General features: G+C 66.0%; 15 protein-coding genes. 8 read left to right on the top strand and 7 right to left on the bottom strand.

The genetic code is table 11. The features are described 5' to 3' along the window. The first annotated feature begins 18 nt into the window (after nucleotides 1-18). From J2X57_RS16115 to J2X57_RS16105, 3 genes are read left to right on the top strand one after another with little or no spacing between them, the layout of a single operon-like run. A complete protein-coding gene (locus J2X57_RS16115; RefSeq protein WP_309868682.1) occupies nucleotides 19-807 on the top strand; it encodes an SDR family oxidoreductase in 789 nt (262 codons plus the stop codon). A 7-nt stretch (nucleotides 808-814) separates the two neighbouring features. Then, nucleotides 815-2,266 carry an aldehyde dehydrogenase gene (locus tag J2X57_RS16110; RefSeq protein ID WP_309868679.1) on the top strand — a complete coding sequence of 484 codons (1,452 nt, stop codon included), beginning with the start codon at nucleotides 815-817 and terminating at the stop codon, nucleotides 2,264-2,266. Beyond that, entirely contained in the window at nucleotides 2,241-2,678 is a 438-nt protein-coding gene (locus tag J2X57_RS16105; protein ID WP_239739770.1) for a RidA family protein, read from the top strand. The genes J2X57_RS16110 and J2X57_RS16105 overlap by 26 nt, the downstream gene beginning before the upstream one ends. A 16-nt stretch (nucleotides 2,679-2,694) precedes the next feature. Here J2X57_RS16105 and hutG read toward each other — a convergent pair whose 3' ends face one another. The 3 genes from hutG to J2X57_RS16090 all read right to left on the bottom strand — a co-directional run bounded on the left by hutG (nucleotide 2,695) and on the right by J2X57_RS16090 (nucleotide 6,194). Continuing rightward, on the bottom strand, nucleotides 2,695-3,489 hold the full coding sequence (gene hutG, locus J2X57_RS16100; protein ID WP_090350909.1) for an N-formylglutamate deformylase: 795 nt from the start codon (nucleotides 3,487-3,489) through the stop codon (nucleotides 2,695-2,697). Between the two features lie 16 nt (nucleotides 3,490-3,505). Continuing rightward, nucleotides 3,506-4,867: a glutathione-disulfide reductase gene (gene gorA / locus J2X57_RS16095; protein WP_309868673.1), complete on the bottom strand. Its 1,362-nt coding sequence runs from the start codon at nucleotides 4,865-4,867 to the stop codon at nucleotides 3,506-3,508. Between the two features lie 67 nt (nucleotides 4,868-4,934). Further along, the gene (locus tag J2X57_RS16090; protein ID WP_309868670.1) at nucleotides 4,935-6,194 is read right to left on the bottom strand and encodes an FAD-dependent oxidoreductase; all 1,260 of its coding nucleotides are present in this window, start codon (nucleotides 6,192-6,194) and stop codon (nucleotides 4,935-4,937) included. 128 nt (nucleotides 6,195-6,322) lie between these two features. Here J2X57_RS16090 and J2X57_RS16085 point away from each other — a divergent pair, with 128 nt between their 5' ends. After that, complete coding sequence (locus J2X57_RS16085) at nucleotides 6,323-6,904, top strand: C40 family peptidase (RefSeq protein WP_052191346.1); 582 nt, start codon at nucleotides 6,323-6,325, stop codon at nucleotides 6,902-6,904. A 127-nt stretch (nucleotides 6,905-7,031) separates the two neighbouring features. After that, nucleotides 7,032-7,484, top strand: a complete 453-nt coding sequence (locus J2X57_RS16080; protein ID WP_308846473.1) for an organic hydroperoxide resistance protein — start codon at nucleotides 7,032-7,034, stop codon at nucleotides 7,482-7,484. A gap of 142 nt (nucleotides 7,485-7,626) precedes the next feature. On the opposite strand, the gene J2X57_RS16075 is transcribed toward J2X57_RS16080, so the two are convergent. Together J2X57_RS16075 and J2X57_RS16070 are read right to left on the bottom strand one after the other, a co-directional pair. Then, the gene (locus tag J2X57_RS16075; protein WP_079522256.1) at nucleotides 7,627-8,115 is read right to left on the bottom strand and encodes a peptidylprolyl isomerase; all 489 of its coding nucleotides are present in this window, start codon (nucleotides 8,113-8,115) and stop codon (nucleotides 7,627-7,629) included. A 53-nt stretch (nucleotides 8,116-8,168) separates the two neighbouring features. Beyond that, on the bottom strand, nucleotides 8,169-9,404 hold the full coding sequence (locus J2X57_RS16070; RefSeq protein ID WP_309868662.1) for an MFS transporter: 1,236 nt from the start codon (nucleotides 9,402-9,404) through the stop codon (nucleotides 8,169-8,171). A 128-nt stretch (nucleotides 9,405-9,532) separates the two neighbouring features. On the opposite strand from J2X57_RS16070, the gene J2X57_RS16065 reads away from it, so the two are divergent. The 3 genes from J2X57_RS16065 (at nucleotide 9,533) to J2X57_RS16055 (ending at nucleotide 12,174) form a co-directional block, all read left to right on the top strand. Then, nucleotides 9,533-9,808 carry a hypothetical protein gene (locus J2X57_RS16065; protein ID WP_036111659.1) on the top strand — a complete coding sequence of 92 codons (276 nt, stop codon included), beginning with the start codon at nucleotides 9,533-9,535 and terminating at the stop codon, nucleotides 9,806-9,808. A 62-nt stretch (nucleotides 9,809-9,870) separates the two neighbouring features. Further along, complete coding sequence (locus J2X57_RS16060) at nucleotides 9,871-10,533, top strand: class I SAM-dependent methyltransferase (RefSeq protein ID WP_036111657.1); 663 nt, start codon at nucleotides 9,871-9,873, stop codon at nucleotides 10,531-10,533. A 228-nt stretch (nucleotides 10,534-10,761) separates the two neighbouring features. Then, complete coding sequence (locus J2X57_RS16055; protein ID WP_036111655.1) at nucleotides 10,762-12,174, top strand: DEAD/DEAH box helicase; 1,413 nt, start codon at nucleotides 10,762-10,764, stop codon at nucleotides 12,172-12,174. A gap of 42 nt (nucleotides 12,175-12,216) precedes the next feature. On the opposite strand, the gene rimJ is transcribed toward J2X57_RS16055, so the two are convergent. Both rimJ and fghA read right to left on the bottom strand, forming a co-directional pair. After that, the gene (gene rimJ, locus J2X57_RS16050) at nucleotides 12,217-12,771 is read right to left on the bottom strand and encodes a ribosomal protein S5-alanine N-acetyltransferase (protein ID WP_036111652.1); all 555 of its coding nucleotides are present in this window, start codon (nucleotides 12,769-12,771) and stop codon (nucleotides 12,217-12,219) included. Then, nucleotides 12,768-13,616, bottom strand: a complete 849-nt coding sequence (fghA, locus tag J2X57_RS16045) for an S-formylglutathione hydrolase (RefSeq protein WP_309868651.1) — start codon at nucleotides 13,614-13,616, stop codon at nucleotides 12,768-12,770. The genes rimJ and fghA overlap by 4 nt, the downstream gene beginning before the upstream one ends. Nucleotides 13,617-13,709 lie beyond the last annotated feature (93 nt).

The raw sequence follows: 13,709 nt of genomic DNA, 5'->3' as shown, positions 1-13,709 counted from the left end.
CCGCCGCAGGGAGTTCGCATGGATCTTCGCCTCACCGGTCGACACGCGCTGATCTGCGGCGCATCGCAAGGCATCGGCCGCGCCACCGCCTTCGAGCTGGCCGAACTGGGCGCCAGCGTCACCCTGCTCTCCCGCTCCGCGGATGCGCTCGCCGCCCTCGCCCGCGAGCTGCCCGCCCGGTATGCCGGCCAGTCCCACGACCACCTCGCCGTCGACATGCTCGACACCGCCGGCCTGACCACGGTTATCGCGCGAGTGGTCAGCCTGCATGCCGTGCATATCGTGGTGAACAACAGTGGCGGGCCACCGCCAGGCCCCGCATGGTCCGCCGCGCCGGACGATTACCTGACAGCCTTTCGCCAGCACGTGCTGGCGGCCCAGGTCATTACCCAGGCCTGCCTGCCCGGCATGCGCGAGGCGCACTACGGCCGCGTGATCAATGTGGTCTCCACCTCGGTCAAGGCGCCGATCCCGAACCTGGGCGTGTCCAATACCGTACGTGCCGCCACGGCCGGCTGGGCCAAGACGCTCGCATCGGAGGTGGCCGCCGACGGCATCACGGTGAACAACGTGCTGCCGGGCTATACGCGCACTGCGCGCACCGAGGAACTGATCGAGGCCAGGCGCGGGAACGGTCGCAGCCGCGAGGACGTGGAGCGCGATCTGCTCGCCAGCGTTCCCGCGGCGCGCTTCGGCGAACCGGCCGAGGTGGCCGCCGCGATCGCCTTCCTTGCCAGTCCGGCCGCTGGCTACGTCAATGGCGTGAGCCTGGCTGTCGACGGCGGGCGCACCCGAAACCTCAACTGAGGCAGCCATGATCGTTCTCGCCAACCTCATCGACGGGAAGGCACGCGCGCCGCGGGGCGATCGCTATCTCGACGTCATCGACCCGGCCACGAGCCACGTCTTTGCCCGGTGCCCCGATTCCGATGCGGCCGACGTCGCGGACGCCGTGAGCGCCGCCTCACAGGCCGCCGCCGGATGGGCGTCGACCCCGGCCGACGCGCGCGCCGCGTGCCTGTCCCGTCTTGCCGATCGGATCGAAGCGCGCCTCGCCGCCTTCGCCGCGGCGGAGTCGCAAGACAGCGGCAAGCCGCTCGCTCTCGCACGCACGCTGGATATCCCTCGTGCGATCGCCAACCTTCGTTTCTTCGCGGCCGCCGCGACGCAATGGAGCAGCGAGTCGCACGCGATGGAGCGCGGCGCCATCAATTACACGCTACGGCTTCCCCTGGGCGTCGTCGGCTGCATCAGTCCGTGGAATCTTCCGCTCTATCTGTTCACGTGGAAGATCGCCCCCGCGCTGGCCGCCGGCAACACCGTGGTGGCCAAGCCTTCGGAAGTGACGCCGTATACCGCGTGGCTGCTCGGCACACTGGCCTGCGACGCGGGCTTCCCGCCTGGCGTCCTCAACATCGTCCATGGGACGGGGCCCGCCGTCGGCGAGGCGGTCGTCACGCACGAGGGCGTCAAGGCCGTCTCGTTCACGGGCAGCACGCGCACGGGTGTCGCCATCGCCTCCGCGGCGGCGGCGCAGCTCAAGAAGGTGTCGCTGGAGCTCGGCGGCAAGAATCCCACCGTCGTCTTCGACGATTTCGATTTCTCCGACGCGGCGATGAGCACGATCGTCCGCTCGGGCTTCGCGAACCAGGGTGAAATCTGCCTCTGCGGATCGCGCCTGCTGGTGCAGCGAAGCATCTACGAGCGTTTTCGCTCGGCCTACCTGGAGCGTGTCGGCGCACTGCGTACCGGCGATCCGAACGACGCGACGAGCGATCTCGGCGCACTGGTCTCGCGGGCGCACTTCGACAAGGTCATGGGATGCATCGAACGTGCGCGCCAGGAAGGCGGACGTGTGCTGACAGGGGGAGAGCGCGTGCAGGTGGACGGTCGCTGCGCAGAGGGCTGGTTCGTCGCACCCACGGTCATCGAAGGGCTGCCGCCGGAGGCGGCGACCAATCAGGAGGAAATCTTCGGCCCGGTCGTCACGCTGATCCCCTTCGACAGCGAAGACGACGCCCTGGCGATCGCCAACGGTACGCCTTATGGGCTGGCCGCCTCGGTATGGACGCGGGATGTTTCGCGGGCACACCGGTTTTCGGCGCGGCTGCGGTTCGGCATCGTCTGGGTCAACTGCTGGATGCTGCGCGATCTGCGCACGCCTTTCGGCGGCTCGGGTCAGTCGGGTATCGGCCGCGAAGGCGGCATCGAAGCCATGCGTTTTTTCACAGAGGCCAGAAATGTCTGCATCGACCATGGGTCATGACGTCATCCGTGTCGGGGGCGCACCGAAGCCCGTCGGCGCTTATCCGCACGCCCGGCGGGTGGGTTCGTTGCTCTTCCTCTCAGGCATCGGCCCGCGTGTACCCGCGGACAATTCGATCCCCGGCAACGTGGTCGATGCGGACGGAACGCTCGTCGGCCACGACATCGAAGCGCAGTGCCGCCAGGTGTTCGCCAATGTTCGCGCGGTGCTTGAAGCCAGCGGCGCCCGGTTCGAGGACCTGGTCGATGTGACGGTTTACCTGACCGATATGGCGGGCGATTTTGAAGCGTATAACCGGCTCTACGCGGAGGCGTTCGCGGGGGTGGATGCGTGCCGCACCACCGTGGAGGTGAATGCGTTGCCTACGGCGATCGCGATCGAGCTGAAGTGTGTGGCCGCATTCGCTTCGTAGGCGTTCGCCAAAAGGTTCAGGAAACCGCGGGAACCGAAGCCAGGCACACCTTCAGCATGTCGCCGATCAACGCCTGCACCCCGGCCGCCTTCCTGGGCAGATACTCGAACGATTCCTCGTCCATGTAGTTGATCTGCGACAGCTCGAGCTGGATCGCGTCGATGCCCTTGTCCGGTCGTCCGTAATGACGGGTGATGTGGCCGCCCTTGAAGCGCCCGTTGACGGCAAAGCTGTAGTCGCCCTGCCCCTCGAGCACGCCGACCAGCGCCTCCTGCAACCCGGGCGAGCAACTGGCGCCATCCGCCGTACCGATGTTGAAATCCGGCAGGCGCCCGTCGAACAGCATCGGCACTTCACTGCGGATCGAATGGCCTTCCCACAGCACGACACGCCCGAACTGCTTGCGCAGGCGGGCGATCTCGTCGCCCAGAGCCTGGTGATAGGGCTTCCACCAACGCGTCACGCGGTCGGCGATCTCGGCGGCGTCGGGCTCGGCACCCGGCCGGTAGATCGGGCTGCCGTCGAACATGACCGTCGGCGCCAGGCCGGTCTCGGCCTGCCCGGGATACAGGGCATGCCCGTCAGAGGGACGGTTGAGGTCGACCACGTAGCGGGACGCGAAGGGCTTGATGACGCTGGCGCCCATGCTCCGGGCGAAGTCATAAAGCTCGGCCACGTGCCAGTCGGTGTCCACCGAACGGCGTGCCCGGCGCTTCATGCGGGCGCCGATATCGTCGGGAATGGCGCTGCCGTTGTGCGGCAGGCTGATCAGGAGCGGCGCGTTGCCGCGATGAAGGGTGTACGGAATCATGGGCTCAGTGTAGCGCTCAACCGGGCACGCGATCGCCCATGGTCACCATCTCTTCGGCCGATGTCGGATGCACGGCCAGGGTCGCGTCGAAATCGTCCTTGGTGGCGCCCATCTTGATGGCCACGGCGAAGCCCTGGAGGATCTCGTCCACGCCGGGACCCAGCATCTGCATGCCGACGATGCGCGAGTCCTCGCCGGTGCAGATCAGCTTGAAGCGGACCTTCATCGGCCGCTGCGCCAGGGCGAGCTGCATGGGCACGAACGATTGCTTGTACAGGTGCACGTCCGCGCCATAGGCCTCCCGGGCCTGTTCCTCGGACATGCCGACGGTGCCCAGTGGCGGATGCGAGAACACGACGGTAGGTACGTTCCGGTAGTCGAGACGCGCGTTCGGTTTTCCTCCAAACAACCGGTCGGCCAGCTTGCGCCCGGCGGACACGGCCACCGGGGTCAGCGCCAGCCGCTGGGTCACGTCGCCGACCGCATAGATCCCGGGTACGTTGGTGTTCTGGAAATCGTCGACTTCGATGTGACCCTCGTCATCGGTCGCCAGACCGATGACGCCGATATCGAGCGACTCGGTATTCGCCTCGCGACCCACCGCCCAGACCAGCAGATCGTAGGGACCGGGATGACTGCCCTTGTCGCAGTCGAGCAAAAGAACGCCGTCCTTTTCATGCACGGCGTCGATCTGGCACGTGTAATGGATACCGATGCCATGCTTCTGCATCTCCTCACCCAGCTGGTACGAGATTTCCTCATCGAAGCCACTCATCAGCCTCCCGCGGACGAACAGGTCGACCTCGCTGCCCAGGGCGCGAAGCACACCCGCGAGCTCGACGGCGACATAGCCACCGCCGACGATCGCCGTGCGTTTCGGGCATTCGCGCAGCTGGAAGAACCCGTCCGATGTCACACCGAGGTCGAAGCCGGGCTTATCGAGCTTCTTCGGTGTCGAGCCTGTGGCGATAACGATGTGCGGCGCGGTGAGTTCCCGTTCGCCCGCGCGGACGCGACCCGGCGCGATGAAGCGTGCGCGCTCGTGGACCAGCGTGACGTGTGCCTTGTCGAGCGACTGACGGTAACTGGCGTGGATATGCTCGATATAGTCATCGCGCCGGTCGATGAAGCGAGGCCAGTCGAGACTGCCGGGTTTCTCATGGAAGCCATAGTCCACAGCGATGTACTGGGCCTCGGACATCTGCGCCGCGTACCACATGGCCTTTTTGGGCACGCAGCCCGCGTTGACGCACGTGCCGCCCAGTTTCGACGGTTCGACGAGCGCCACCTTCGCGCCATGTTTCGCCGCGCGTATCGCCGCCGCGAGGCCGCCCGATCCGCCGCCGATCACGATGAGGTCGAAGGTTTCCACAGTCATAAGAGCTCCCAGAAATCAAACGGCGAGGCTAGCGCCGCGGGAGTGAAGTTGACGACTGCGCGTCGGTTCACAGGTTGAAACGCGAGGGCGCATAGGGGGTCGGATCGAGTGACGGCGCGGGCCCGGAAAGGAGGTTCGCCACCAGCTCGCCTGTGGCGGCCGACATGCTGATTCCAAGCATGCCGTGCCCCGTGGCGTAAACCAGATTGGACCAGCGCGAGCTCGGACCGATGATCGGCAGCTCGTCGACGCTCATGGGCCGCCAGCCCCACCAGGGGGTGACTTCGCCGCGCCCTTCTGGCTCGCGCAGGTAGGTGGCCGCGCCACGACGCAGGGCGTCGAGGCGAACCGGATTGAGCCCTTCGTCGAAGCCCGAAAACTCCATGGTGCTGCCGAGCCGGAAACCGGTCGCCCAGGGGGTGACGCACACCGCCGCCTCACGTAGCACGAGCGAATGCGTGGGCGACTGCGCGGGCGGCGTGTCCCAGGTCAGCGAGTATCCCTTGCCGGGCTGCATCGGCAGACGGATGTCGAGCAGTCTGCCGAGCAACGGCGACCACGCGCCCAGCGCCATCACCACGCGATCCGCGTAGAAAACACCACGCGTGGTCCTGACGTGTGAAATGCGGGCCCCATCGAAGCCGAACTCGTCCACGCGCGCGCCCGTCTCGATCGCGCCGCCGAGTTCGCGCACGCGCCGTGCGAGTTCGGCGACGAAGCGGTCGGGTCGCAGACGCGCATCGCCCGGATGCAGCAGGCCGCCCACCACGCCGTCACGCAGGGAAGGCTCCAGCGCGAGCACGTCGTCACCCAACAGCACGCGGACGTCCATGCCCAGGCGCCGCAGCAGTTCCACATGGGGCCGGTCAGCCTGCACGCTCCGCTCGTGGCGATAGACATAGAGCTCACCGACCTCTTCGAACTCGCAGGCCATGCCGTCGCCTGCGACCAGATCGGCCAGCAGGGCGCGCGATCGGGCCAGGATGGCGCCACGCGCTTCGCCGGCCTGCTGATAGTCACGCCACGTGCAGCGCCGCGCGAAGCCCAGCAGCCACCGCGCGCGCGCGATGTCCGGCCGGGGGCTCACGTAGAGCGGCGCATCGCGGTGCCAGAGCGAACGCAACGCGGTGCCGACCATGCCCGGCATGGTCAAAGGGCCCGCATGGCTGGGGGTGATCGTGCCGCAGTTGCCGTGGGAGCTGCCGTTGCCCGGCAGCCCCTGTTCCAGCACCCGCACGCTGGCTCCGGCCTTCAGCAGGTACAGCGCGCAGGCCAGGCCGATCACGCCGCCGCCCATGACCAGCACATCGCTTCGGGATCTATCCATGCACGTAGTTTAACGGTGTGAATGGCCGCGGCCGGCCTGTCCGGAACATAAACTCGTGCGCTTTAACAGGTATTCCCTGTAAGCCATTGGTTTTGCTAGTCTGACCCATGCCGATCCTTACAGGGGATATGCCCGTGCATCCCGCTTTACCTACATCACCTCGCCTGTCGCGCTTTCTTGGCCCGGTCGTGCTTGGCGTTTGCCTCAGCCTGCTGGCCGCGTGCGGCAGCGCCCCGCCGAAGCGCTCGTCCTCCCAGCAGCGCAATCCCGCGTCGGCGGTTCCGCTAGCGAAGAACCTCGAATGGTCGACGCGTCCCGCCGATGCGCCGCCGGCCGATGCCGCCAACGATGTGCTGTTCCGTGCGATCGGGCTCGTCGGCACGCCTTACCGCTGGGGCGGAAACACCCCGCAGGGCGGCTTCGACTGCAGCGGACTGATCAACTACATCTATCTGACCTCGACCGGCCTTCGCCTGCCACGCACCTCCCAGGAAATGGCGGCGCTGGACAAGCCCAAGGTCGATGAGTCGGCTCTCGCAAGCGGTGACCTCGTGTTCTTCGGCCGTGGCCATGTCACCCATGTGGGCGTCTACGTCGGCAAGGGGCGTTTCGTCCACGCACCGAACTCCGGCGGCACCGTGCGGTTGGACGACCTGGACGGCACTTACTGGAAGCAGAACTTCGTCTACGGACGCCGCGTCCTTAACTGAACGAACGACAACAAGCCTGGCAAAGCCGCATCAATTAGATTGCGCACGATTTAATTGCGTGCTTATATACGTTCCACGCCCGGCAACCCCGGGCACCCGATTCCCTTACACGACAAAGGAACACGCCATGAGCAACCTCTCGAAAGTGCAGAAGATCGTCTACACCGCCCATGCCAAGGTCGCCGGCGGCCGCGAAGGCCACGTCGAGAGCGACGATGGCCTGATCAAGCTCGACCTCCGCCTGCCGAAGGAAATGGGCGGCAACGGTGGTGGCAGCAATCCGGAGCAGCTGTTCGCAGCCGGCTATGCCGCCTGCTTCGAGGGCGCGGTCCGCTTCGTCGCCGGCCAGAAGAAGGTCAAGGTCGACGGCGCGTCGGTCGCCAGCAGCGTCGGTATCGGCCCGCGTGAAGGCTCCGGCTTCGCCATCCAGGTCAAGCTCGAGGTCACCCTGCCCGGTGTCGACGACGCCACCGCGCAGGACATCGTGAAGACCGCGCACGAAGATGTCTGCCCGTACTCCCACGCTACGCGCGGCAACGTCGATGTGGACGTGTCGGTGAATGGCAAGTCGCTGGCGTAATCGCCGCGCGGACGTGATCGAGAAAAGACGGCGCCTCCAGAGGGCGCCGTCTTTTTTTGTTCTCCGGCTGATCCGGCCTTGCCCCGGGGGCAAGAAAAAAGCGCCCGAAGGCGCTTTCGTCGTAACGCACTGAAGCAAAAGCTCAGTGCTCGCCGTCACCCTTCGGGTGGGCGTGGCCATGGGCCAGTTCTTCTTCGGTCGCGTCACGGACGACCTGCACGTCGACGTTGAAGGTCAGGTGCTTGCCGGCCATCGGATGGTTGAGGTCGATGTCGACCACGCTGGAGCCGATCTTCTGCACCACGACAACGCGGTTGCCGCCTTCCTTGAGGGAGAGCACGGTCGAGTCGCCGACCTTGAGGCCCTTGCCCTGCTGAGGGAAGTACTTCTTCGGCACGCGCTGGGTCATGCCTTCCTGACGCGGGCCGTAACCCTGCTCCGGGGCGATTTCGATGTCGAACGTATCACCCACCGACTTGCCCTCGAGACCCGATTCCAGGCCCGGGATGAGCTGGCCATGGCCCAGCAGGATCCACAACGGTTCGCCGCCCTCGACCGAGCTTTCGACTTTCTCGCCGTCGACGGTGAGCGTGTAGTGGAACGAGATGACCTTGTCCTTACCAGCCTGCATGTTGGTTTCTACCGGATGAAAACGCGGCATTTTACCGGCCGCGGGCCCCGGCGTCACGCGGCGTCACGGTCCTTGCCGAAGCCGACACCGCGCGCTTCGGGTCCCAGCCAGGTCAGCAGGGCCAGCACGGCCGCCACGACGGCGATCCAGGTCGACATGGCGAAGGCGAAATCGCCCCCGCGCTGCTCGGCCAGCCAGGTCTGCGCGGTGGCGGTGATCGCCGCGAGCAGGTTGCCCATCTGATAGGCGAAGCCCGGCAAGGTCCCGCGGACGGCGTCGGGCGAGAGCTCGTTGAGATGAGTCGGAACGACACCCCAGGCGCCCTGCACCATCACCTGGATAAGGAACGCGCCGAGGCCGAGCAGCAGCAACGAGCCGCCGTAGGTCCACAACGGAATGACCGGGATGGCCAGCACCGCCGCGATGATGATCGCCTTGCGCCGCCCGATCCGCTCCGAGAGCGAGCCAAAGGTCAGACCGCCAAACAAAGCGCCGAGGTTGAGCAGCGCCGTGAGCATGAAGGCGGTGCCGGAGCCGGCCGGAATCCTCAGCGTCTCCTGCACGAAGGTCGGATACATGTCCTGCGAGCCGTGGCTGAACATGTTGAACGCCGCCATCAGCAGCATCAGATAGATGAAGAGCTTCCAGTGACCGCGCATCGAGACGAACACGCTCTCCCTGGCCTTGGACCGGCGACCTTCCCAGACCGGGGACTCGGGCACCTTGCGGCGGATGTACAGCACGAGGAAGGCCGGGAGGGCACCTACGATGAACAGCCCGCGCCAGCCGATATGGTCGACCAGCAGCCAGTTGACCAGAGCGGCGAGAAAGAACCCGCACGGGTAGCCACTTTGCAGCAGCCCTGACACGAAGCCTCGCGACCTGGCGGGAATGGACTCCATGGCCAGCGAGGCGCCGATGCCCCACTCACCGCCCATGGCGATTCCGAACAGAAAGCGCAGGCCAAGCAGGATGCCCAGACTGGGCGCGAAGGCGCAGGCGACCTCGAGCACCGAAAACAGGACGATGTCGAACATCAGGACAGGACGGCGACCGTAACGGTCGGCCAGTCGTCCGAAGATCAGAGCGCCGATCGGACGCGCGGCCAGCGTAAGGAACAAGCCGTACGTGACCTCCTGCTTGGGCACGTTGAACTCGTGAGCCACGGCAAGGATCACGAAGGTCAGCAGGAAATAGTCGAACGCATCGAGCGTCCAGCCCAGGAAGCTGGCCAACACGGTGTGTCGCTGTGTATGGTCCAGATCGCGCAGGGCGGCGGGGAGCGGCATGAGAATTTCCTCAACGAGATTCGGGCCGCGCCGAGGCTAGCACAGCGCGAAAATCCAACGGGCACCTCACGATCCGGCGACGGGTCATCGCTAAAACTGGTGCTCTCGCCACGACAGACGGAGGACTCATGAAGTACTCGCGATCCATCGTTTCATTTGCCGTTCTGACCGCGTTCTGTGCCGGTACCGCCATGGCCCAGAGCGACAGCGGCGCGCCCTCGTTCGCCGATCTCTCGAAAGACGGCAAATCCATCAAACGCAGCGACCTCCCCAAGGACAACGATGCGCTGAAGGAAATGCGCGCCCATTTCAACGAGGCCGACACCAACCATGACGGCAAGGTCGATAAGGGTGAGTACGACGCCTACATCGCCAAGGGTAGCCAGCGACCTCAGCAGAACTAGCCGTCGCGACCGGGTGCCGCGTATGGTGCCCGGTCCTCCTTCAGGAAAGGACACCTCGCCGCATGAGTTCCGACACCCGGATCCGACGCCGGATCGCTTCACGCTTCAGCCGCCGTGGCGACCGCCTCTACATCCACGGCAAGCTGGCCAGCGATCCCGTCTATGCGGCCACCGCCCAGGCCATTTCGGGACGTCGCCTGCCGTTGCTGGATATCGGTTGCGGGCTTGGTCTCCTCGGCCACTATCTCCATGCCTGTGACGCGCTCGATGGTTATGTCGGCATCGACCACGACCCGCGCAAGATCGCCACGGGTCGGGACGCGGCGGAACGGGCCGGACTTGGCGACGCCATCGCGCTGCGCGAAGCCGACGCCACGGCGGCACATCCCCTGCGCGGACATGTCGCCATGCTCGACGTGCTGCACTACCTGCCCAGGGAACGTCAGGCGGACCTTTTGTCGTTCGCCGTCGACCACCTCGCCGAAGATGGCGTGCTGATCCTGCGCAACGTCATCCGGGACGGTACGTGGCGGTACCGGGCTACCGTGCTGGAGGAAAAATTCATCAAGGCGGTCGGCTGGATTCCCGGTGGGGCTCAGTACTTCCCGACCGAGGCGGATATTCGCGGGGTGCTGGAGCCCAGGGGGATCCGGGTGGATTTCCGCCCCTTGTTCGGGCGGACGCCCTACAACAGCTACCTGATGACGGCCTCGCGGCGGAGCTGAATCGCCGATCCCCATTTGTGCACCGCAATAAGGTATACTGCGCGAGTTGAGAAGCGCTCCGACTCCCTTGCGGACCCCCGGCGTGGAGATTCTCCCGCCCGTTCCCCCACCCCCGGAAGCGCGCTCGACACCGGCCAGCCTGCTGTCTTCGTCATGGTTAGCGGCCGCCAATCCATAACTCGCAGCGCGGTTCCAGGGAACGCTCGAGTCAAGCAGGAGCTCCACCCCATGTCTTTCGATTCGCTGGGCCTTGCGCCCGCGTTGCTGCGTGCCCTTTCCGAAGCCGGCTACGAGAAGCCGACGCCGATCCAGGCGGCCGCCATTCCCCAGGTCATCGCCGGCCACGACCTCATGGCCGCCGCCCAGACGGGTACCGGCAAGACCGCCGCGTTCGCTCTGCCGCTTCTGCAGCGCATCGCCAACGAAGTGCGTGGCGAGAAGGCGCGCCCGATCCGCGCGCTGATCCTCACCCCGACCCGCGAGCTGGCCGCCCAGGTGCAGGACAACCTGCGTGACTACGGCAAATATCTTCCGCTCTCCAGCACCGTCATCTTCGGCGGCGTCGGCATGGGCAACCAGCTGCACGCCCTGCGTCGCGGCGTCGACATCGTCGTGGCCACGCCCGGCCGCCTGATCGACCACATGCAGCAGCGCTCGGTGAACCTGTCCAAGGTCGACGTGCTGGTGCTCGACGAAGCCGACCGCATGCTCGACATGGGCTTCCTGCCGGCGCTCAAGCGCATCCTCGCCGCCGTGCCGAAGGAGCGTCAGACGCTGCTGTTCTCGGCCACCTTCGCGCCGGAGATCAAGGCGCTCGCCCAGCAGTTCATGCGCAACCCGCGCGAGATTTCGACCGCTCCGGCCAACACCGTCGCCAACACGGTCACGCACCGTGTGCACCCGGTCGACGCCGCGAAGAAGCGCGACCTGCTCCTGCACATCCTCTCGCAGGACAGCCGTCGCCAGACGCTGGTCTTCAGCCGCACCAAGCACGGCGCCGACAAGCTGGTCCGTCACCTGGAGCAGTTCGGCATCAAGTCCGCCGCGATCCACGGCAACAAGAGCCAGAATGCCCGCACCCGCGCCCTGTCCGACTTCAAGACCAACCGCATCACGGTGCTGGTCGCGACGGACATCGCCGCCCGCGGTATCGATATCGATCAGTTGCCGGTCGTGATCAACTTCGACCTGCCCATGGTCGCCGAGGATTACGTGCACCGCATCGGCCGTACCGGCCGCGCCGGCGCGACGGGCGAAGCCATCTCGCTGGTCAGCCATGATGAGTCGGGCCTGCTGCGCGATATCGGCCGCCTGCTCAAGACGGATCTCGAGATCGCCAATATCGCCGGCTTCGAGCCGAGCACCCCGCTTCGCCTCGACGCCGGTGCGCCGCGTCCGAAGCAGGGTGGCGGCCAGCAGCGCCAGCCGCGTGCGCAGAGCGGCGGCAACGGTAGTGGTCGCCCGGCCGGCAACGGCCAGGCACGTCAGGGCGGCGGCGGTACGGGTGGTGGCAACGGTGGCGGTCGTCCGCCGTCGCATCGTCCGCATGGTCATTCGGCTGCCGGCACCGGTGAGAACACCGGCAGCCACAAGCGTCGCCGTCAGGGCCGCGGTGGCCGTCCGGCGACCAACAAGGCCTGACCGGTCGCGCGGGGATAAGCCTGGCCGGACAGCCGGTCCTGCTTATCCCTGCGCCCTGACCTTCGCGGTCAGGACATGGTCTTCCCACAGGCCATCGATCTTCAGGTAACGCTTCGCATAACCCTCTTTCTCGAAACCCAGGCGCTGCAGAAGGCGTCCGCTTCGCTCGTTGCGCGGCATGTGGTTGGCCATCACCCGATGGAAGTCCAGAGGGCCAAACGCATAGCGGATAGCCGCATCCAGCGCTTCGAACATCAGGCCCTGCCCCTCGTGGCGCCGGGCGATGCCATACCCCAGGTGACACGCCTGAAACACGCCACGGACGACGTTCGCGAACGTGAAACTTGCGATCATCTCCGCGCTATCCGGGGTCAGTACCGCGAAGGGATAACCGCGATCGGCACGGGCCGCTTCCAGTCCGGCTTCAATCGCCAGCCGGCATCCGTCGAGCGTGTAATGCGACTCCGTGCGCAGGGGCTCCCAGGGAGCCAGGTGCTCGCGGTTCTCGGTCCGGTAACGTCGCAAGACGTCAGCCTCCTCGACATCGAGCAGGCGGATCACCGTGCGCGACGTGCGCATGCGGATCGGCTCGCTCATGCGGTCAGTGCTTTCGCGTGGTGACGGAGGTGGTCTTCGACGAAGCTCTGGATGAAGTAGTAGCTGTGGTCGTAACCCGGCTGCATACGCAGCTTCAGTTTCTGACCGGCCTCTTCGCAGGCGGCTTCGAAGCGCTGCGGCTGGAGCTGGCTGACGAGGAAGCCATCGGCTTCGCCCTGATCGATGAGGATCGTGCCGTCGAAGCGCGCGCCAGCGGCGACCAGTTCGGTGGCATCGTGCTTCGCCCAGGCCTTGCGGTCGGCGCCGAGGTAGCGAGGAAACGCCTTCTCACCCCAAGGCACGGAGCCCGGGGCGACGATCGGAGCGAATGCGGAAACCGAGCGATAACGGCCCGGATTGCGCAGCGCGATGGTCAGCGCGCCGTGACCACCCATGGAATGACCGAAGATGCCTTGCCTGCCCATGTCGAATGCGAATCGTTCCGCCAGAAGGCGCGGCAATTCGTCCACGACATAGGTGTACATGCGGAAGCGGGACGACCAGGGCGCCTCCGTCGCATCGAGATAGAAGCCTGCGCCTTCGCCGAACTCCCAGTCGCCGGTGGCGCCGGCGATGCCGGTATCGCGCGGACTGGTATCGGGCATGACCAGCGCGAGGCCCAGTTCCGCGGCGATACGCTGGGCGCCGGCCTTGATCGTGAAGGTTTCGGCCGTGCACGTGAGCCCGGCAAGAAAACAGACCACCGGCACCGGCCCGTTTTCGGCAGCCGGCGGCAGATACACCGCAAAGCGCATGGGGCCGCCGCACGCCTCGGATTCATGCGAATAGAAGCCCTGCAATCCACCGAAGCAGCGCTGCTCCGACAACGTTTCGATCGCCGACATGCATCTCTCCTATCCGAAAACTGACCGGGAAGTGTAACGCCGGCGTGACAAGTGGCCACATACCACAACGAACAGCGCACATCGCTGCTACAA

It is taken from the genome of Luteibacter sp. 1214, from assembly GCF_031455395.1.
GTDB classification, from domain to species: Bacteria; Pseudomonadota; Gammaproteobacteria; order Xanthomonadales; family Rhodanobacteraceae; genus Luteibacter; species Luteibacter mycovicinus.
Note: the sequence above shows the minus strand (reverse complement) of the source record. Positions and strands in the feature narration are given on the sequence as shown.